We start from the raw sequence: 19,640 nt of genomic DNA on the forward strand, positions 1-19,640 counted from the left end.
TCACCGCACGAACATCTGTGACGCGGCGTGCCCCGCCAGGTCCAGCATCGGCTGGGGGAGCACACCGAGTACCACAGTAGCCGTCAGTCCGAGCGCGACCGCCGCCGCGGTGGGCAGCCCGACGACCACCGTGGGGCCGTCCGCCTCGGGCTCGCTGAAGAACATCACAACGATGACGCGGACGTAGAAGAACGCCGCGATCGCCGAGGACAGCACGCCGATGATGACCAGCGGCGTGGCGCCGGCTTCGATGGCCGCCTTGAACACCGCGAACTTGCCGGTGAAGCCGCTGGTCAGCGGGATTCCGGCGAACGCCAGCAGGAAGAAGGCGAAGGTGCCGGCCACCACCGGGGAGCGCTTGCCGAGCCCGGCCCAGCGGGACAGGTGCGCGGCCTCGCCGCCCGCGTCCCGGACCATCGTGATGACGGCGAACGCGCCGATCGTGGTGAATCCGTAGGCGGCCAGGTAGAACAGGGTGCCCGACAGACCGTCGGCGGACGTGGCGATCACGCCGGTGAGCAGGAAGCCCGCGTGCGCGATCGAGGAGTAGGCCAGCATCCGCTTGATGTCGGTCTGGGTGATGGCGATCACCGCACCGATCACCATTGTGAGAATGGCCACACCCCACATCGCGGGGCGCCAGTCCCACTTCATGTTCTCGAAGGCGACGTAGAAGACGCGCAGCATCGCGCCGAAGGCGGCGACCAGCGTGCACGAGGCCATCAGCGCCGTGATCGGGGTCGGGGCGCCCTGGTAGACGTCCGGCTTCCACATGTGGAACGGCACGGCGCCGAGCTTGAACAGCAGGCCGACCGACAGGAGCGCGACCCCGCCGAGGAGCAGCGTCTCGCTGCCCGCGTCGCGGCTGAGCTGCGCGGCGATGTCGGACAGCCGCACCGAGCCGGCGTAGCCGTACAGCAGCGCCGTCCCGTACAGGAAGAACGCCGAGGAGAACGCGCCGAGCAGGAAGTACTTGACCGCGGCCTCCTGCGACAGCAGCCGGCGCCGGCGGGCGAGGCCGCACAGCAGGTACAGCGGCAGCGAGAGGACCTCCAGCGCCACGAACATGGTGAGCAGGTCGTTGGACGCGGGGAACATCACCATGCCGCCGACGGCGAACATCAGCAGCGGGAACACCTCGGTCTGGGTGATGCCCGCGGCCATCGTCTCCTGCTCGGCCTCGGTGCCGGGCAGCGCCGCCGCCTGCGCGGTGAAGTGCCCGCCGCCGACGCCGCCCTGCCCGCTGCTGCCGCGCTCGGCGATCAGCAGCAGGCTGATCAGCGCCAGGACGAGGATGGTGCCCTGGAGGAACAGCGTGGGGCCGTCCACGCCGAGCGCGCCTTCGGCGGCGACGTGGAACGGCTTGTCCCGCCAGCCCAGCACGATCGTCCAGACGAAGGCGCCGGCCAGCCCGAGGAAGGCCAGCGGCACCTGCACGGTGTAGCGCCAGGTGCGTCCGACGAACGCCTCGACCACCACCCCGGCGATGGCGACGCCGAACACCAGCAGCATCGGGGCGATCTGCCCGTACTCGATGTGCGGGGCCGGGATGGCCCCGCCCTGCGCGAGGACGGCGCTCACCTGGTTGCTCGCGCTCATGGACGCGCTCCGTTCTCGGCGACGTTACCGGTGATCTTCGGCGCCGGGTCGTGCCGGTCGACCCGGACCAGCGTCTGCTTGACCGATGGGTTGATCACGTTCAGCACCGGCTGCGGGAACACGCCCATCGCCACGATGATCGCGATGATCGGGGCCAGCGCCCACTTCTCCCGCGCGGACAGGTCCGTCATGCCCTGGACCTTCTCGGTGGACGGGCCGCCCATCGTCCGCTGGTACATCCACAGGATGTAGACGGCGGCCAGCACGATCCCGATGGTGGCGATCACGGCGGGCACCCGGTACCGGCTGAACGTGCCGGTGAACACCAGGAACTCCGACACGAACGGCGACAGGCCCGGCAGCGACAGCCCGGACAGGCCGGCGACCAGGAACGTCCCGGCGAGCACCGGGGCGACCTTCTGCACGCCGCCGAAGTCGCCGATCCGCGCGGACCGGCGCCGGACGATCATGAATCCGACGATGAGGAACAGCGCGCCGGTGGAGAACCCGTGGTTGACCATGTACAGCGTCGCGCCGGACTGGCCCTGCGAGGTCATCGCGAAGATGCCCAGCACGATGAACCCGAAGTGCGAGACCGACGTGTAGGCGATCAGCCGCTTCAGGTCGACCTGCCCGATCGCCAGCACCGCTCCGTAGATGATGCTGAGCACCGCCAGTCCGAGCACGACCGGTGTCGCCCACTTGGCGGCGCCGGGGAACAGCTCCAGGCAGAACCGCAGCATCCCGTAGGTGCCGACCTTGTCGAGCACGCCCACGATCAGCACCAGCGCGCCCGCCGGGGACTGCTGCGCGGCGTCCGGGAGCCAGGTGTGCACCGGCACCATCGGCGCCTTGATCGCGAACGCGAGGAAGAACCCGAGGAACAGCCACTTGGCCGTGGTCGGGTCGATGTTCATCTTGCTCAGCTCGCTGAACAGGAAGGTGCCGTGCCCGAGGCCGCCGTCCGCGGCCGACTTGGCCGACAGCGGGTACAGCCAGATCACCGCGACGAGCATGACCAGCCCGCCGAGCAGCGAGTAGAGCAGGAACTTCACCGCGGCGTACGAGCGCTGGAGGCCGCCGTAGGACCCGATGATGAAGTACACCGGGATCAGCATCGCCTCGAAGAAGACGTAGAAGAGGAAGACGTCGGTCGCCACGAAGACGCCGATCATCGCCGCTTCCAGCGCCAGCAGCAGCGCGAAGTAGGTCTTCACCGACCGCTTGGGCGGCACGTCGACGCCGCCGGACCGGTCGGCCTCGCTCCAGGAGGCCAGCATGACCAGCGGGACGAGGATCACCGACAGCACGACCAGCACCAGCGCGACGCCGTCGACGCCGACCGCCCAGTGCACCCCGAACTGCTTGATCCACCAGTACTTCTCTTCGAACTGGAACCGGGCGCCGCCGCTGTCGAACCGCGCCGCCATCACCAGCGTCAGCACCGCGACCAGCACCGAGACGCCGAGCGCGGTCTGTTTGACGAGCGCCTCACGCCCGCGCGGCAGGACGCCGACGAGCAGCGCGCCCAGCAGTGGCAGCGCGATGAGGACGCTCAACCAGGGAAAGTCACTCATGACACGTTCACCACCAGCAGCGCGGCAACGATGAGCGTCGCGCCGAAGAACATGGACAGGGCGTACGAGCGGACGAAGCCGGTCTGGAGCCGCCGGATGCGACCGGAGCTGCCGCCGACACCGGCCGCCGTGCCGTTGACCGCGCCGTCGACGACGCGGCCGTCGAACCAGACCGCCAGCCGGGTCAGCCACTGGCCGGGCCGCATCAGCAGCGACTCGTTCAGGGCGTCGCCGTAGAGGTCCTTGCGGGCCGCGACGGTGATGATCGAGCCGGCCGGGGCCTCGCGCGGCACCGGGCGGGCGCCGTACTGGCGCCACGCGATCGCCACGCCGATCACCATCAGCACGAGCGTCGCGATACCGGCCGGAGCGAACGGGTTGAACGCGTGGTGCTCCTCGGGCGCGCCGACCACCGGCTCCAGGAAGTCGGCGAACCCGCCGAGCACCAGGAACCCGCCGGCGCCGACCGAGCCGACCGCGAGCAGCATCAGCGGGACGGTCATCACCTTGGGCGACTCGTGCGGGTGCGCGTCCTCCGCCCAGCGCTTCTCGCCGTAGAAGGTCATGAACATCACCCGCGACATGTAGTACGCGGTGATGCCGGCGCCGATCAGCGCGCACGAGCCGAGGATGTTCCCGGACGTGCCGCCCTTCTCGTACGCGGCCTCGATGATGCCGTCCTTGGTGAACCAGCCCGACAGTCCCGGGAACCCGATGATGGCCAGGTAGCCGAGCCCGAAGGTGGCCCAGGTGAACACCATCATCACGCGCAGGCCACCGTAGCGGCGCATGTTCACGTCGTTCTTCATGCCGTGCATGACCGAGCCGGCACCGAGGAACAGGCCGGCCTTGAAGAAGCCGTGCGCGATGAGGTGCGCGATGGCGAACACGTACCCGGCCTTGCCGAGCCCGGCGGCCAGGAACATGTAGCCGATCTGCGACATCGTCGATCCGGCCAGGGCCTTCTTGATGTCGTCCTTGCCGCACCCGATGATCGCACCGGCGAGCAGCGTGGCCGCGCCGACGATGGTCACCACCAACTGCGCGGTGTCGGACATCTCGAAGATCGGGGCGGACCGGACGATCAGGTAGACGCCGGCGGTCACCATGGTCGCGGCGTGGATCAGCGCCGACACCGGGGTCGGGCCCTCCATCGCGTCCAGCAGCCAGGACTGGAGCGGGAGCTGCGCCGACTTGCCGCACGCGCCGAGCAGGAGCAGCAGCCCGAGCGCGGTCGCGGTGCCGGTGCCGAGCTTGGACGCGAGTCCCACGTGCTCGGCGCCGGTGCCGAGGATCTGGTCGAACCCGACGGTGCCGAAGGTGGAGAACATCAGCATCAGCGCGGTGAGCAGGCCGAGGTCGCCGACCCGGTTCACCACGAACGCCTTCTTGGCGGCGGTCGCCGCCGTCGGCTTGTACTGCCAGAACCCGATCAGCAGGTACGAGGTGAGGCCGACGCCCTCCCAGCCGAGGAACATGACCAGGTAGTTGCCGCCGAGGATCAGCAGCAGCATCGCCGCCACGAACAGGTTCAGGTACGCGAAGAACCTGCGCCGGTCCGGGTCCTCGGCCATGTAGCCGACGGAGTAGACGTGGATGAGCGAGCCCACCCCGGTGATCAGCAGCACGAAGCTCATGGACAGCGGGTCCACCAGCAGGTCCATGCCGACCTTGAACGAGCCGACGTCGAAGAAGTTCCACAGGTGCAGGGTGCGGCGCCGCTCCTCGGCGCCGTATCCGAGCATCTGGACGAACATCGCCACGCCGACCGCGAACGAGGCCACCGACATGGCGACCCCGAGCAGATGCCCCCACTTGTCGGTGCGGCGGCCCCCGAGAAGGAGGATCGCCGCGCCGGCCAGCGGCAGCGCGATGAGAAGCCAGGACGCGGCCTGGATGCCTTCCGCTTTCATCCCCGACCTCTCAGTACTTCAGCAGGTTCGCGTCGTCGACCGACGAGGACCTGCGGGTCCGGAAGATGGTCATGATGATCGCCAGTCCCACCACGACCTCCGCCGCGGCCACCACCATCACGAAGAAGGCGATGATCTGGCCGTCGAGGTTGCCGTGCATCCGGGCGAACGTGACGAACGCCAGGTTGGTGGCGTTGAGCATCAGCTCGACGCACATGAACACCACGATCGCGTTGCGCCGTACCAGCACGCCGACGGCGCCGATGGTGAACAGGATCGTCGAGAGCGCCAGGTAGTGCCCGGGACTCATTTGCCAGCCTCGCCTTCACGCTCGCCGGAACCGGAGCCCGGACCGGAACCCGCCCCCGGGCCGGACGCCGGGGCGTCGCCGCCGGGAGCGCCGGTGCCGGAGCGGAAGACCGCCCGGGACTCGGCGCCCGCGTCCTCGGCCTCGTCCGTGGTCGTCTTGACCGCGGACACGTCGCGGTCGACCGCCTCCTCGGCGGTCCCGCCGTACAGGTCGGGGTGCCGTTCGATGGTGTCGGTGCGGGCCGCGATGACCGGGTTGAGGGACAGCTCCGACGGGGTGCCGTCGGGCAGCAGCGCCGGCATGTCGACCGAGTTGTGCAGCGCGTACGTGCCGGGGCCGGGCAGCGGGCCGGGGTGCGCCCCGGACTTGAACCGGCTGGTCGACAGGTCGCGCTGGGTCGGCTTCGGCGTGGTGCGCTCGCGGTGCGCCAGCACCATCGCGCCGAGCGCCGCGGTGATCAGCAGCGCGCTGGTCGCCTCGAACGCGAACACGTACTTGCTGAACAGCAGCCGGGCCAGGCCGATCACGTTGCCCTCGGAGTTGGCCGCCTGCAACCCGGCACTGTCGCCCAGCGCCGCGTTGCCGAGGCCGGCGCCGAGCAGCGCCAGGAACCCGAGCGCGCCGATCGCGGCCCACAGCCGCTGCCCGCGGATCGTCTCCACCAGCGAGTCGGTGGAGCTGACCCCGACGAGCATCATCACGAACAGGAACAGCATCAGCACCGCGCCGGTGTACACGATCACCTGGACGAACGCCAGGAACGGCGCCCCCTCGATCGCGTACAGCGCGGCCAGCGAGAGCATCACGGCCGCCAGCATCAGCGCCGAGTGCACCGCCTTGCGCGTGAAGATCATGCCGAGCGCGGCGGCGACCGACACGATCGCCAGCAGCCAGAAGAAGAACGGCTCGCCGGACTGCTTGTCGGCGACCTGTGCGGCGACCGCGCCGGACGCGAGCAGGTGGGCGCTCATTTGCCCTCACCCGCGCCGGACGGCCCCTCCTCGGGCTGGAGGCCGAGGCGGTAGTAGTCCACCTCGGTCTCGCCGAGCCGCATCGCGTGTGGCGGCGTCTCCATGCCCTCGCGCAGCGGGGCCAGCAGCATGTCCTTGGTGTAGATCAGGCTCTCGCGGCTGTCGTCGGCGAGCTCGTACTCGTTGGTCATCGTGAGCGCCCGGGTGGGGCACGCCTCGATGCACAGCCCGCAGAAGATGCAGCGCAGATAGTTGATCTGGTAGATGCGCCCGTACCGCTCACCCGGCGAGAACCGCTCGTCGTCGCTCGCGCCGTTGTCGGCGCCCTCGACGAAGATCGCGTCGGCCGGGCACGCCCAGGCGCACAGCTCGCAGCCGATGCACTTCTCCAGGCCGTCCGGCCACCGGTTGAGCTGGTGCCGCCCGTGGAAACGCGGGGCGGTCGGCTTCTTCACCTCGGGGTACTGGACGGTCTCGCTCTTGGTGAACATCTGGTGGAACGAGACCCCGAACCCCTTGACCGGGTTCAGGAAGTCAGTGAGTCCCACTGGTGACCTCCTTGCTAGCGGGCTCGGCGCGCGAGGCTCCGGTGAGGCCCGCCCCCCGCATCTCGGTGTCGCGGCCGTGGTAGTGGGGCAGGTCCATCGGCGGGACGGGGAACCCGCCCGCCGCGGACCCGGCCGTCCCGGCCGGGCCGTCCGGGGCGAGCCCCGGGACGATCTGCTTCTCGTCCTCCTTGTTGCCGCGCAGGAACTCCCACACGAGCGACACGACCAGCACCACCGCCGCGGCGACCGCCGCGTACACGACGATCTGCCGCATGTCGTAGTCCTCGTTGCGCAGCGCGCGGATGGTGGCGACCAGCAGGATCCAGCCGAGGGAGAAGGGCATCAGCACCTTCCACCCGAGCTTCATCAGCTGGTCGTACCGGACCCGCGGCAGCGAGCCGCGCAGCCAGATGAAGAAGAAGATGAAGCACCAGATCTTGACCAGGAACCACAGGATCGGCCACCAGCCCTCGTTGGCCCCGGCCCAGATCGTGGAGATCGGCGCGGGAGCCCGCCAGCCGCCCAGGAACAGGGTGGTGGCCAGCGCGGACAGGGTGACCAGGTTGACGTACTCGGCGAGGAAGAACATCGCGAACTTCAGCGAGGAGTACTCGGTGTGGAAGCCGGCGACCAGCTCGCCCTCGCCCTCGGGCAGGTCGAACGGGATGCGGTTCGACTCGCCCATCATCGTGATCACGTAGACCAGGAAGGACGGCAGCAGCAACACCACGAACCACTTGTCCTGCTGCTGCGCGACGATCTGCGAGGTCGACATCGACCCGGCGAACAGGAACACCGCCACGAACGACAGGCTCATCGCGATCTCGTAGGAGATCATCTGGGCCGAGGCGCGCAGCCCGCCGAGCAGCGAGTACGACGACATCGACGCCCAGCCGGCCAGCACGATCCCGTAGATGCCCATCGACGACATCGCCAGCACCAGCAGCACCGCCACCGGCAGGTCGGTGCCCTGGAGCGCGGTCTGGTGCCCGAACACCGACACGACCGGCCCGAACGGGATGATGATGAACGAGATCAGCGCCGGGGTGGCGGACACGATCGGCGCCAGGATGAAGACGACCTTGTCGACCTTCCGGGGGACGATGTCCTCCTTGAGCGCCAGCTTCACCCCGTCGGCCAGCGCCTGGAGCAGGCCCTGCGGCCCGGTCCGGTTCGGGCCGACGCGCAGCTGCATCCGGCCGATCAGGCGCCGCTCGACCCACATGGACATGAAGACCATGAGGACCAGGAAGACGAACAGGAACAGCACCTTCCCGCCGATCAGCCACCACGGATCGTGGCCGAAGGCGGGCAGCGACGGATCGTTCGGCGCCGGCGCGGCGGCGAGTGCGGGCACCCTCATGCGGGACCTCCCGAGGAGATGGTGACGACGTTCCCTGCGGCGGCGCCCAGGTCGCGATGGAGCGCGCAGCCCGCGGAGTTGGTCGGCAGCCACACCACCCGGTCGGGCAGGTCGGGGGTGATCTCCAGCGGGAGCGTCACCTCGCCCCGTCCGGAACCGACCGTGACCGTCGCGGTCGCGCCGATCTCGGCGGCGGTGGCGGGCGACAACCGGGCCGCCGCGGGCTTGGCGGTGCCGGCCAGGTAGGGCTCGCCGTCCTGCATCCGGCCCTTGTCGAGCAGCAGCCGCCAGCTGGCCAGCAGCGCCTCGCCCTGGCCGGGCTGCGGGTGCGCGCCCTGACGGGCGCTCGGCGCCTGCGGGCGCTCGCCGCGGTAGCCGCCGAGCCCGGCCAGCTCGCGGCGGGCCGCGTCCGGTCCGGGCAGCGCCAGGTGCACGTCCATCTCGTTCGCCAGCGCGTCCAGGACGCGCAGGTCGGAGAGGCGGCCGACGGACGTGAGCACCACGTCGAACTGACGGCCGCGGCCCTCCCAGTCAACGAACGTGCCGGCCTTCTCGGCGACCGCGGCGACCGGCAGCACCACGTCGGCGCGGTCGGTGACCGCGCTCGGCCGCTGCTCCAGGCTCACCACGAACGGGGTGGCGTCCAGGGCCCGCAGCACCGCCTCGGGGTCAGGCAGGTCGTACGGGTCGACGCCGCCGACGAGCAGCGCGCCGCGCTCCCCCGCCGCAGCCGCGGCGAGGATGCCGTCGGCGTCCAGGCCCGGGACGGACGGCAGCTCGGCCACGCCCCACGCGCGGGCCACTTCGGCGCGCACGTCGGGGTCGTCGGCCGGACGGCCGATCGGCAGCAGGCCGGGCAGCGCGCCCGCCTCGATCGCGCCGCGCTCGCCCGCCCGCCGCGGCACCCAGGCGAGCCGGGCGCCGGTGACCTGGGCGAGCCGGACCACCGCCGACAGCGCGCCCGCGCTGCCGGCCAGCCGCTCGCCCACCAGGATCACCGCGCCGGGCGTCGCCAGCAGGTCGCGGACGGCGGTGTGCTCGGAACCGCCGACCAGCGACCCGAGCACCTCGGCCTCGGCGCCCGGCAGGGTCGGCAGCAGCGTGCCGCCGACCTTGGCCAGGCCGCGGGTCGCGAACGGGGCGACCGCGTGCACCTTCAGCCCGTTCTTGCGGACCGCCTTGCGGAGCCGCAGGAACACGATCGGCGACTCCTCCTCCGGCTCCAGGCCGGCGAGCAGCACCGCGGGCGCCGACTCCAGGTCGGCGTAGGACACCTCGATCGGCCGGCCCGCCACGGCGGCGGCCAGGAAGTCGGCCTCCTCCGCCGAGTGCGGCCGGGCGCGGAAGTCGACGTCGTTGGTGCCGAGCGCGATCCGGGCGAACTTGGCGTAGGCGTAGGCGTCCTCCAGCGTCACCCGCCCGCCGGTCAGCACGCCGGCCCGGCCGCGCGCGGCGGCCAGGCCGCGGCCCGCGATGGTGAGCGCCTCGGGCCAGGACGCCGGCTCCAGCACGCCCTGCTCGTTGCGGACCAGCGGGTGGGTGAGCCGGTCGGGCTGGGAGCCGTAGGTGAACGCCCACCGGCCCTTGTCGCAGTTCCATTCCTCGTTGACCTGCGGGTCGTCGCCCGCCAGCCGCCGCGTGATCTTCCCGCGGCGGTGGTCGGTGCGCAGCGCGCAGCCGGACGCGCAGTGCTCGCACGTGCTCGGCGCCGACACCAGGTCGAACGGACGGGACCTGAACCGGTACGCGGTGCCGGTCAGCGCCCCCACCGGGCAGATCTGCACCGTGTTGCCGGAGAAGTAGGACTGGAACGGCTCGCCGTCGGCGACCCCGACCTGCTCCTTGGCGCCGCGCTCGAACAGGTCGATGAACGCGTCGCCGGCGATCTGGTCGGAGAACCGGGTGCAGCGGGCGCACTGGACGCAGCGCTCCCGGTCGAGCAGCACCTGGCTGGACAGCGGGATCGGCTTCGGGAACGTCCGCTTGGCCTCGGTGAAGCGCGACTCGCCCCGCCCGTTGGACATCGCCTGGTTCTGGAGCGGGCACTCGCCGCCCTTGTCGCAGATCGGGCAGTCCAGCGGGTGGTTGATCAGCAGCAGCTCCATCACGCCCTGCTGGGCCTTGTCGGCCTGCGGCGAGGTGAGCTGGGTCTTGATCACCATGCCCGGCATCACCGTGGTGGTGCAGGACGCCTGCGGCTTGGGCATCCCGCGCCCGTTGCCGGCGTCGGGGATCTCCACCAGGCACTGCCGGCAGGCCCCGACCGGGTCGAGCAGCGGATGGTCGCAGAACCGCGGGATCTGGATGCCGAGCAGCTCGGCGGCCCGGATGATCAGGGTGCCCTTGGGCACTTCGATCTCGAACCCGTCGATGGTGACGGCGATCATGTCCGGTGCCTTCTTGACCGCGGCCGGACCACCCCCAGGCTGCTGGGGAGCACTCGAAGCCGCCGAGCCGCCACCAACACTAACCGTCATCGGGAGCCTCCCTCAGCCCAAACCGTGGACTTGGCGTGGTCGAACGGACAGCCGCCCTGCTCGAAGTGCTTGAGGTACTCGTCGCGGAAGAGCTTGATGGAGGACACCACCGGGCTCGTCGCGCCGTCGCCGAGGGCGCAGAAGGAGCGGCCGAGGATGTTGTCGGACAGGTCCAGGAGCGTCTCCAGGTCCGCCTCCTCGCCCTGCCCGGCCTCCAGCCGCTTGAGCATCTGCTTGTACCAGTAGGTGCCCTCGCGGCACGGCGTGCACTTGCCGCACGACTCGTGCGCGTAGAACTCCGACCAGCGCAGCACGGCCCGCACCACGCAGGTCGTCTCGTCGAAGATCTGGAGCGCGCGGGTGCCGAGCATCGACCCGGCTGCGCCGACCGACTCGAAGTCGAGCGGCACGTCCAGGTGCTCGTCGGTGAAGATCGGGGTGGACGAGCCGCCGGGCGTCCAGAACTTCAGCCGGTGCCCGGCGCGGACGCCGCCCGCCATCTCCAGCAGCTCGCGCAGCGTGATGCCGAGCGGCGCCTCGTACTGCCCGGGACGGGTGACGTGCCCGGACAGCGAGAAGATCCCGTACCCCTGGGACTTCTCGGTGCCCATCGCGGCGAACCAGTCCGAACCGTTCTGCACGATCGAGGGAACCGACGCGATCGACTCGACGTTGTTGATGACAGTGGGGCCGCCGTAGAGGCCCGCGACCGCCGGGAAGGGGGGCTTCAGCCTGGGCTGACCGCGGAACCCTTCCAGGGAATCGAGCAGCGCCGTCTCCTCGCCGCAGATGTAGGCCCCGGCACCGGTGTGCACGACCAGATCGAGGTCGAACCCGGAGCCGAGGATGTTGCGGCCGAGGTAGCCGGCCTCATACGCCTCGGCGACCGCCTGCTGGAGGCGTCGTACGACGTGCAGTACCTCACCGCGCACGTAGATGAACGCGTGGTTCGACTTGATCGCGAACGAGCTGATCACGATGCCCTCGACCAGCACGTGCGGGTTGGCCATCATCAGCGGGATGTCCTTGCACGTGCCCGGCTCGGACTCGTCGGCGTTGACGACCAGGTACCGCGGGTTCGGGCTCGCCGGCGGGAGGAAGCCCCACTTCATGCCGGTGGGGAAGCCCGCGCCGCCCCGGCCGCGCAGGCCGGAGTCCTTGACCGCCTGCACGATCGCGTCCGGCTCCATGCCGAGCGCGGTGCGCAGCGCCTGGTAGCCGCCCTCGCGCTCGTACGCCACGCGGGTGAACGAGTCGGGCTGATCCCAGTTCCTGGTGAGGATCGGGGTGAGCGTGGTCACTGGTTCCGCCCCTCCTGGCCGCCGGACTCGTGCGGCCGCTCGCGCTCGGCGCTCGGCGGCGGAGCCGTCCAGCCGCGCTCCTTCGCCAGCTCCAGCCCGCGCAGCGACTCCGGTCCGGCCTGCACGCCCTCGTGGGCGCGGCCGTCCGGGAACCCGGCGAGCACGCGGGAGGCGTCCTTCCAGCCGACCAGCTCGTTCGGCCCGCGCGAAGGAAGCACTTGCTTACCCGAGCGCAGATCGTCGACCAGCGCCTTGGCCTTCTCGGGAGTCATGTTGTCGAAGAACTCCCAGTTGACCATCATCACCGGCGCGAAGTCGCAGGCCGCGTTGCACTCGATCCGCTCGAGGCTGACCCTGCCGTCGGCATCGGCCTCGTCGTGGCCGAGCCCGGTGTGCGCGCTCAGCTCGTTCCAGATCTGGTCGCCGCCCATGATCGCGCACAGCGTGTTGATGCAGACGCCGACGTGGTACTCCCCGACCGGCTTCCGCTTGTACTGCGTGTAGAAGGTCACGACGCCGGTCACCTGCGCGGGCGTGATCCCGAGCTGCTCGGCGCAGAACGCGGTGCCGCGCGGGGTGACGTGCCCCTCCTCCGACTGCACCAGGTGCAGCATCGGCAGCAGCGCCGACCGCGGCTTGGGATAGCGCGCGATGATCTCTTTGGCGTCCCGCTCCAGGCGCTCGCGCACCTCGGGCGCGTACGGCTCCTGATCGCCGGTCCCTGCGGTCTCCAGGAACTCCATGTGCTCGCTCAACGGTCCACACCCCCCATGACCGGGTCGATGCTGGCCACGGCCGCGATGACGTCGGCGACCATGCCGCCCTCCGCCATCGCCGGCGTCGCCTGCAGGTTGACGAAGGACGGGTCGCGGAAGTGCGCCCGGTACGGGCGGGTGCCGCCGTCGCTCACCAGGTGCACGCCGAGCTCGCCGCGCGGCGACTCGATCGCCGAGTAGACCTGCCCCGCCGGCACCCGGAACCCCTCGGTCACCAGCTTGAAGTGGTGGATGAGGGCCTCCATCGAGGTGCCCATGATGTGCGCGATGTGCCGGGGCGAGTTGCCCATCCCGTCCGCCCCGATGGCCAGCTGCGCGGGCCAGCCGATCTTCTTGTCCTCGATCATCACCGGGCCCTTGACCGTCTGGAGCCGCTCCGCGCACTGCTCGACGATCTTCAGGGACTCCTCCATCTCCTTCATCCGAACGAGATAGCGGCCGTAGACGTCGGCGGTCTCCTCGGTGGCGACCTCGAAGTCGTAGGTCTCGTAGCCGCAGTAGGGCTGCGACTTGCGCAGGTCCCACGGCAGCCCGGTCGCGCGCAGCATCGGCCCGGTGACGCCGAGCGCCATGCAGCCGGTGAGGTCGAGGTACCCGACGTCCTTGGTCCTGGCCAGGTAGACCGGGTTGGAGTCCAGCAGCTTGCGCATCGCCTGGAACCGCTTCGGCATCCGGTCCAGGTAGTCGCGCACCTTGCTGAGCGTCCCGCTCGGCAGGTCCTGCGCGACGCCGCCCGGCCGGACGTAGGCCATGTTCATCCGCAGCCCGGTGATCTCCTCGAACAGGTCGAGGGTGTACTCGCGCTCGATGAACCCGTTGAGCATCACCGTCGTCGCGCCGAGCTCCAGGCCGAACGTGGCGATCGCGACCAGGTGCGAGGAGATCCGGTTGAGCTCCATCATCATCACCCGGATGATCTGGGCCCGCTCGGGGATCTGGTCGGTGACGCCGAGCAGCTTCTCCACGCCGAGGCAGTACGCCGTCTCGTTGTAGATCGGCGCCAGGTAGTCCATCCGGGTGCAGAACGTGGTGCCCTGCGTCCAGGTGCGGTACTCCATGTTCTTCTCGATGCCGGTGTGCAGGTAGCCGATGCCGACCCGGCACTCGTCCACCGTCTCGCCGTCGAGGGTGAGGATCAGCCGCAGCACCCCGTGCGTGGACGGGTGCTGCGGGCCCATGTTGACCACGAGCCGTTCGTCGCCGGCGTCCTCGGCGCCGGCCACGACCTGGTCCCAGTCCTGCCCGTTGACGTCGTAGACGGTGCCCTCCGCCGCGGCGTCCGCGGCGTAGGCGTCGTACTCGGTGTACTTCGTGCTGCTCATGTGTACGACCTCCGCTCGTCCGGAGGGGGGATCTCCGCTCCGCGGTACTCGACGGGGATGCCGCCGAGGGGATAGTCCTTGCGCTGCGGGTGCCCCACCCAGTCGTCGGGCATCTGGATGCGGGTGAGCGCCGGGTGGCCGTCGAACACGATCCCGAAGAAGTCGTAGGTCTCGCGCTCGTGCCAGTCGTTGGTCGGGTACACCGGGACCAGCGACGGGACGTGCGGGTCGGCGTCCGGGCAGGACGCCTCCAGCCGGACCCGCCGGTTGTGCGTGATCGACAGCAGGTGCACCACCGCGTGCAGCTCGGCCCCGGTCTCGTCCGGGTAGTGCACCCCGGACACGCCCGAGCACAGCTCGAACCGCAGGGACGGCTCGTCGCGCATCGTCCGCGCCACCGTCAGCAGGTGCTCGCGCCGGACGAAGAAGGTCATCTCGCCGCGGTCGACGACCACCCGCTCGATCGCCTCGCCGAAGTCGGGCAGCGCGCGCTCGAGCTCGTCCGCGACCTCGTCGAACTCGCCCGCCTCGGCGGCCCCGCGCGGCCCGCCGTAGGGGCGCGGGGTGGACACCTTCGGGGTCCGCCGGACGACGAGGCCCCCGTAGCCGGAGGTGTCGCCGCTGGTCTTGGCGCCGAACATGCCCGTGCGGGCCACCGGCTGCTCGCGCCGGTCGTCCCCGCCGGGCGCGGGAAGCTGCGGATCCTGCGAGCTCATGACAGCGCCCCCGACTGGCCGAGCAGCGGTAGCTGGCGGCGCTTGGCCTCTTCCAGCTCGGCGATCTGCGCCTTGCGCTGCGGGCCGAGCTTGGTGTTCTGGATCTTGTCGTGCAGCTTGAGGATCGCGTCCAGCAGCATCTCCGGCCGCGGCGGGCAGCCGGGCAGGTAGATGTCCACCGGGACGACGTGGTCGACGCCCTGCACGACCGCGTAGTTGTTGAACATGCCGCCCGACGAGGCGCACACGCCCATCGCGATGACCCACTTGGGCTCGGTCATCTGGTCGTAGATCTGGCGCAGCACCGGCGCCATCTTCTGGCTGACCCGGCCCGCGACGATCATCAGGTCGGCCTGCCGGGGCGTGGCCGAGGCACGCTCCATCCCCCACCGGGAGAAGTCGTGCCGGGGGTCGCCCGCCGCCATCATCTCGATCGCGCAGCAGGCCAGCCCGAAGGTGGCCGGCCACACCGAGCTCTTGCGCGCCCAGCCCGCGACCTGCTCGACCGTGGTCAGCAGGAAGCCGCTGGGGAGTTTTTCCTCAAGACCCATGTCAGTCCCACTCCAGACCACCGCGCCGCCAGATGTAGGCGTACGCCACCAGCACGGTGAGGATGAAAAGGACCATCTCCACCAGACCGAAAATCCCCAGCCGGTCGAACGCGACCGCCCAGGGATAAAGGAAGATGATCTCAATGTCGAAGACGATGAAAAGCATCGCCGTCAGGTAGTACTTCACGGGAAAGCGCCCGCCGCCGACCGGCTGCGGAGTCGGCTCGATCCCGCACTCGTAGGCGTCCAGCCTCGCCCGGTTCCAGCGCTTGGGCCCCGTGAGCGACGCCATCACCACGGAGAACGCGGCGAACCCGAAGGCCAGCACTCCCAGCACGATGATCGGAACATAGAGATCCATGTCTCTACTGCCTCTCCTTGGAACGTACGACGCAGTACGGGACGCGTCCGCCCGGGCCAGGGGCCGCGGGATGCGCGGCGCCGGACGGGCGCGCCACGGTGGCGTGACCCTTGACGTGTCCGTGACACCTGTCACGGACACGGGTCGCCACCCTAGCCAAGGTGATCAATAGCACTCCCCTCGGGGGGTCGGGCGGTGTATCCCGTACGCACGTTCGCTGAGCGCCTCATGCCGCCGGGGCCACCTTCTGCATGGCATTGATGACCCGGTCCATGGCGTCGCCGCCGCGCGGGTCGGTCAGGTTGGCGAGCAGCTTGAGGGTGAAGCGCATCAGCGTGGGGTGGGGCAGGCCGTGCGTGGTCAGGAACTTCATCACCCGGGGGTCCCCGATCGCCTGCACGAAGACGCGGGCGAGGGTGAAGTAGCCGCCGTGCTCGTCCTTGAGGATGCGCGGGTACTCGTACAGCGCCCGCTCGCGCTGCGCCGGGGTGCGGCGGGCCAGGGCCTGCACCATGATCTCGGCGGCCAGCCGGCCGGACTCCAGCGCGTAGTCGATGCCCTCGCCGTTGAACGGGTTGATCATCCCGCCGGCGTCGCCGACCAGCAGCATGCCGCGGGTGTAGTGCGGCTGCCGGTTGAAGCCCATGGGCAGCGCCGCGCCGCGCACCGGGCCGGTGGCGTGCTGCTCGTCGAATTGCCACTCCGGCGGCATCTGGCCGGTCCAGCCCTTGAGCATGCCGCGGTAGTCGACGCTCTGGAACGCCTTGCTGGTGTTGAGGAGGCCGAGCCCGACGTTGCAGGTGCCGTCGGCGAGGGGGAAGACCCAGCCGTAGCCGGGCAGCAGCCGCTGCCCGTCCCACAGCTCCAGCCACGCCTCCATGTACTCGTCGGTGTGCCGGGGGCTCTGGTAGTAGCGGCGGACGGCGACGCCCATCGGCCGGTCCTCGCGCCGTTGCAGGCCCATCGCCAGCGAGAGCCGGGTCGAGTTGCCGTCGGCGGCGACCACCAGGGGGGCGCGGTACTCGACCTCCTCGCCCTCGAACTTGGCGGTGACGCCGATGATGCGATCGGTGCGCTCGTCCAGGATGGGGCCGGTCACATTGCAGCCCTGGAGCAGCCGGGCGCCGGCCTTGGCGGCGTGCTCGGCGAGGAGCTGATCGAAGTCCATCCGGGTGCGGACCAGGCCGAAGTCGGGGAAGCTCGCCAGCTCGGGCCAGGGCAGCTCGACCTTGACGCCGCCGCCGTAGATGCGCAGGCCCTTGTTGCGGGACCAGCCGGGGGCGTCGAGGTCGACGCCCATCCCGATCAGCGCGCGGACGGCGCGCGGAGTGAGGCCGTCACCGCAGATCTTGTCGCGCGGGAACGTGGCCTTCTCCAGCAGCAGGACGTCCAGACCGGCCTGGGCCAGCCAGTAGGCGGTCGACGCCCCGGCGGGGCCGGCCCCGACGACGATGATGTCTGCCTGCCGGGTGGACTCGGTCACAGCGTTCCTCTTTAGCTCGTTCGCTTGTGAAGTACTTCACAAGGATGCGGGGGGAGTCTATTCCTTTGGAGCGGGTCGTGGGTACCTCTCGGCCGGGACCGATTTGGACCGGTCCGAAAACGATCGGTTTCCGTTCCCGCCGTGCTCAGCCGGGGTTGACAGCGTGGTGCAGCGCCGCAACACCGAAGGTCAGGTCGCGCCACCGCACCGCGTCCCAGCCCGCGGCCTGGATCCGCCGGGCCAGCGTCGCCTGCTCGGGCCAGGCGAGCGTCGACTCGGCGAGATAGGTGTAGGAGTCGGGGTTGGAGCTGACCCGTGCCAGCAGCGGCAGCCCGTACCGCAAGTGCGCCTTGTGTCCGAACGCGAGCAGCGCGTTCGGCGGGTGACTGACCTCACAGACCAGCAGCCGGCCGCCCGGCTTGGCCACCCTGCGCAGCTCGCGCAGGGCCCGGCCGGTGTCGGCGACGTTGCGCAGGCCGAAGGAGATGGTCACCGCGTCGAACGAGTCGTCGGCGAAGGGCAGCCGCAGCGCGTCGCCGGCCACGAAGCCGAGCCGGCGGACGCCGGCCTGCCTGCGGGTGCCGACGCGCAGCATGCCGAGGGAGAAGTCGCAGGCCACCGTGTCGGCCCCGGCCTCGGCGAACGGCACCGAGGAGGTCCCCGTCCCGGCCGCGAGGTCGAGGATCCGCTCACCCGGGCGGGCGTCCACGGCCTTGACGACCGCACGCCGCCAGCGCCGGTCCTGGCCGCCGGTCATGAGGGTGTTGAGCAGGTCGTAACGCTCGGCGGTGCCGTCGAACATCGCCGCCACGTCGGCGGGCTGCTTGTCGAGAGAGGCGCGGGTCATGCCCCCACCCTAAGAGGCCGCAGGGGACGCGCCGCGCACGGCCTCAGGCAGGGGGCGCCGGGACCATACGGGAGACGGGGCGCCGGGCGGAAACGCCGGGGCTCAGGCGTCTTCCTTGGTGACCGACTCCTTGAACCTGCTCTTCTTGGAGCGCACGCCCGAGGCGACGACCGACGACATGGCGTCGCGCTGCCTGGACAGCAGGACGAAGCTGACGACGCCGCTGATCAGCAGCGCCAGCAGCAGGAGCAGGACACCGCGGGCCCCGAACAGCGCGAGCACGCCCGCGGTGACGAGGAAGATCACGATGCGGGCGGCGGAGTACAGGATGACGGAGCGCATGACCCTTCGAGGGTACCCACTCGCCCCCGCGCCCCTGCTCAGGGGTCCCGCCAGCGCCCGCGCCGGGGCTCAGCCGAGGACGTCGAGGAAGAGGGCCGGGTCGACGTTGCCGCCCGACAGCACCGAGACATGGGTGCGCGCCACTGGCAGCTCGTCGCGATGGAACAGGTAGGCGGCGGTGGCGACGGCGCCGCCCGGCTCGGCGACGAGCCGGGCCTCGCGGGCGAGCCGGCGCATGGCCAGCCGGATCTCCTCCTCGCTCACCGCGACGAAGCCGTCGACCAACTCGCGGATGTGCGCGAACGTCAGGTCGCCGACCCGCTGCGCGCGCAGCGCGTCGGCGATGGTGCGGCCGGTCTCCTCCGGCTCCCACGCCACCGGGCGGCCCGCGCGGTGGGAGTCGCGGGCGTCGGCGGCCAGCTCGGGCTCGACCCCGATGACCTTGATCTCCGGGCGCACCGCCTTGACCGCGGCGGCGACGCCGGCGATGAGCCCGCCGCCGCTGACCGGGACGAGCACCACCCCGGCGTCCGGCCGGTCCCGGACGATCTCCAGGCCCACCGTGCCCTGGCCGGCGATGACGCGCGCGTCGTCGAACGGCGGGACGAGGGTGAACCCGTGCGCCGCGGCGAGCTGCTCGGCGGTGCCGGTGCGCGCCTCCATCGTCGGCTCCACGTAGACGATCTCGGCGCCGAGCGCGATGCACGCCTCGACCTTCACCCCGGGGGTGGTGTGCGGGACGACCAGGACCGCCCGGACGCCGAGCGCGCGGGCGGTGTAGGCGACCGCCTGCGCGTGGTTGCCGCTGGAGTGGGTGACGACGCCGCGCCGCCGCTCGTCCTCGGGCAGCCCGGCGATCGTGGCGTACGCGCCGCGCAGCTTGAAGGCGCCGACCGGCTGGAGGGACTCCGGCTTGACGAGCAGCTCCGGCCCGTCGCCGCGGCGGGCGCCGGCGCGGGGGAACGGGATGAGCGGGGTGCGGACGGCGACGCCCTCCAGGCGTTCGGCGGCCCGCTCGATCTCCGCGAGCGACACAAGATCGGACATGCCGGGAGACTATTCGTTCGCCCGCTCCGGGTGTTAACGAGCGTGTCAACGGTGCGTACCGGGCGGTACACGGCGGGTCTATCGCGATCAATGTGACCACTGTGTCCAATGCCACGTTTACTTCGCGTTATACCGC

Annotated in this window: 18 protein-coding genes; all 18 read right to left on the reverse strand. The window is 70.6% G+C overall.

Annotated features, from left to right (window positions below):
* The gene (gene nuoN, locus QP090_RS36285; protein ID WP_285944286.1) at positions 1 to 1,599 is read right to left on the reverse strand and encodes an NADH-quinone oxidoreductase subunit NuoN; all 1,599 of its coding nucleotides are present in this window, start codon (positions 1,597 to 1,599) and stop codon (positions 1 to 3) included.
* Positions 1,596 to 3,176 carry an NADH-quinone oxidoreductase subunit M gene (locus QP090_RS36290; RefSeq protein WP_285944287.1) on the reverse strand — a complete coding sequence of 527 codons (1,581 nt, stop codon included), beginning with the start codon at positions 3,174 to 3,176 and terminating at the stop codon, positions 1,596 to 1,598. Before QP090_RS36290 ends, nuoN begins: the two co-directional genes overlap by 4 nt.
* The gene (nuoL, locus tag QP090_RS36295; RefSeq protein ID WP_285944288.1) at positions 3,173 to 5,089 is read right to left on the reverse strand and encodes an NADH-quinone oxidoreductase subunit L; all 1,917 of its coding nucleotides are present in this window, start codon (positions 5,087 to 5,089) and stop codon (positions 3,173 to 3,175) included. Before nuoL ends, QP090_RS36290 begins: the two co-directional genes overlap by 4 nt.
* Positions 5,090 to 5,099: 10 nt before the next feature.
* Positions 5,100 to 5,399: an NADH-quinone oxidoreductase subunit NuoK gene (gene nuoK, locus QP090_RS36300; protein WP_285944289.1), complete on the reverse strand. Its 300-nt coding sequence runs from the start codon at positions 5,397 to 5,399 to the stop codon at positions 5,100 to 5,102.
* On the reverse strand, positions 5,396 to 6,370 hold the full coding sequence (locus QP090_RS36305) for an NADH-quinone oxidoreductase subunit J (RefSeq protein ID WP_285944290.1): 975 nt from the start codon (positions 6,368 to 6,370) through the stop codon (positions 5,396 to 5,398). The genes nuoK and QP090_RS36305 overlap by 4 nt, the downstream gene beginning before the upstream one ends.
* A complete protein-coding gene (gene nuoI, locus QP090_RS36310) occupies positions 6,367 to 6,918 on the reverse strand; it encodes an NADH-quinone oxidoreductase subunit NuoI (RefSeq protein WP_432763114.1) in 552 nt (183 codons plus the stop codon). Before nuoI ends, QP090_RS36305 begins: the two co-directional genes overlap by 4 nt.
* Positions 6,905 to 8,281 (reverse strand): NADH-quinone oxidoreductase subunit NuoH, encoded by a 1,377-nt coding sequence (gene nuoH / locus QP090_RS36315; RefSeq protein WP_285944291.1) that lies wholly within the window; start codon positions 8,279 to 8,281, stop codon positions 6,905 to 6,907. Before nuoH ends, nuoI begins: the two co-directional genes overlap by 14 nt.
* On the reverse strand, positions 8,278 to 10,758 hold the full coding sequence (locus QP090_RS36320; RefSeq protein ID WP_285944292.1) for an NADH-quinone oxidoreductase subunit G: 2,481 nt from the start codon (positions 10,756 to 10,758) through the stop codon (positions 8,278 to 8,280). Before QP090_RS36320 ends, nuoH begins: the two co-directional genes overlap by 4 nt.
* On the reverse strand, positions 10,755 to 12,059 hold the full coding sequence (gene nuoF / locus QP090_RS36325; protein ID WP_285944293.1) for an NADH-quinone oxidoreductase subunit NuoF: 1,305 nt from the start codon (positions 12,057 to 12,059) through the stop codon (positions 10,755 to 10,757). Before nuoF ends, QP090_RS36320 begins: the two co-directional genes overlap by 4 nt.
* Positions 12,056 to 12,802 carry an NADH-quinone oxidoreductase subunit NuoE gene (nuoE, locus tag QP090_RS36330; protein ID WP_285944353.1) on the reverse strand — a complete coding sequence of 249 codons (747 nt, stop codon included), beginning with the start codon at positions 12,800 to 12,802 and terminating at the stop codon, positions 12,056 to 12,058. Before nuoE ends, nuoF begins: the two co-directional genes overlap by 4 nt.
* An 8-nt stretch (positions 12,803 to 12,810) precedes the next feature.
* Positions 12,811 to 14,157: an NADH-quinone oxidoreductase subunit D gene (locus QP090_RS36335; protein WP_285944294.1), complete on the reverse strand. Its 1,347-nt coding sequence runs from the start codon at positions 14,155 to 14,157 to the stop codon at positions 12,811 to 12,813.
* Positions 14,154 to 14,873, reverse strand: coding sequence for an NADH-quinone oxidoreductase subunit C (locus QP090_RS36340; protein WP_285944295.1), 720 nt, complete (start codon positions 14,871 to 14,873; stop codon positions 14,154 to 14,156). The genes QP090_RS36335 and QP090_RS36340 overlap by 4 nt, the downstream gene beginning before the upstream one ends.
* A complete protein-coding gene (locus tag QP090_RS36345) occupies positions 14,870 to 15,424 on the reverse strand; it encodes a NuoB/complex I 20 kDa subunit family protein (protein ID WP_285944296.1) in 555 nt (184 codons plus the stop codon). The genes QP090_RS36340 and QP090_RS36345 overlap by 4 nt, the downstream gene beginning before the upstream one ends.
* A gap of 1 nt (position 15,425) precedes the next feature.
* On the reverse strand, positions 15,426 to 15,785 hold the full coding sequence (locus tag QP090_RS36350; RefSeq protein WP_285944297.1) for an NADH-quinone oxidoreductase subunit A: 360 nt from the start codon (positions 15,783 to 15,785) through the stop codon (positions 15,426 to 15,428).
* A gap of 226 nt (positions 15,786 to 16,011) precedes the next feature.
* On the reverse strand, positions 16,012 to 17,268 hold the full coding sequence (locus QP090_RS36355; RefSeq protein ID WP_285944298.1) for a geranylgeranyl reductase family protein: 1,257 nt from the start codon (positions 17,266 to 17,268) through the stop codon (positions 16,012 to 16,014).
* 145 nt (positions 17,269 to 17,413) lie between these two features.
* A complete protein-coding gene (locus tag QP090_RS36360; protein WP_285944299.1) occupies positions 17,414 to 18,115 on the reverse strand; it encodes a demethylmenaquinone methyltransferase in 702 nt (233 codons plus the stop codon).
* Positions 18,116 to 18,217: 102 nt separating this feature from the next.
* Positions 18,218 to 18,457, reverse strand: coding sequence for a DUF4229 domain-containing protein (locus tag QP090_RS36365; protein ID WP_285944300.1), 240 nt, complete (start codon positions 18,455 to 18,457; stop codon positions 18,218 to 18,220).
* 69 nt (positions 18,458 to 18,526) lie between these two features.
* Complete coding sequence (locus QP090_RS36370; protein ID WP_285944301.1) at positions 18,527 to 19,504, reverse strand: threonine ammonia-lyase; 978 nt, start codon at positions 19,502 to 19,504, stop codon at positions 18,527 to 18,529.
* Positions 19,505 to 19,640: the final 136 nt, after the last annotated feature.

The organism is Actinomadura xylanilytica (genome assembly GCF_030283145.1).
GTDB classification, from domain to species: Bacteria; Actinomycetota; Actinomycetes; order Streptosporangiales; family Streptosporangiaceae; genus Spirillospora; species Spirillospora xylanilytica.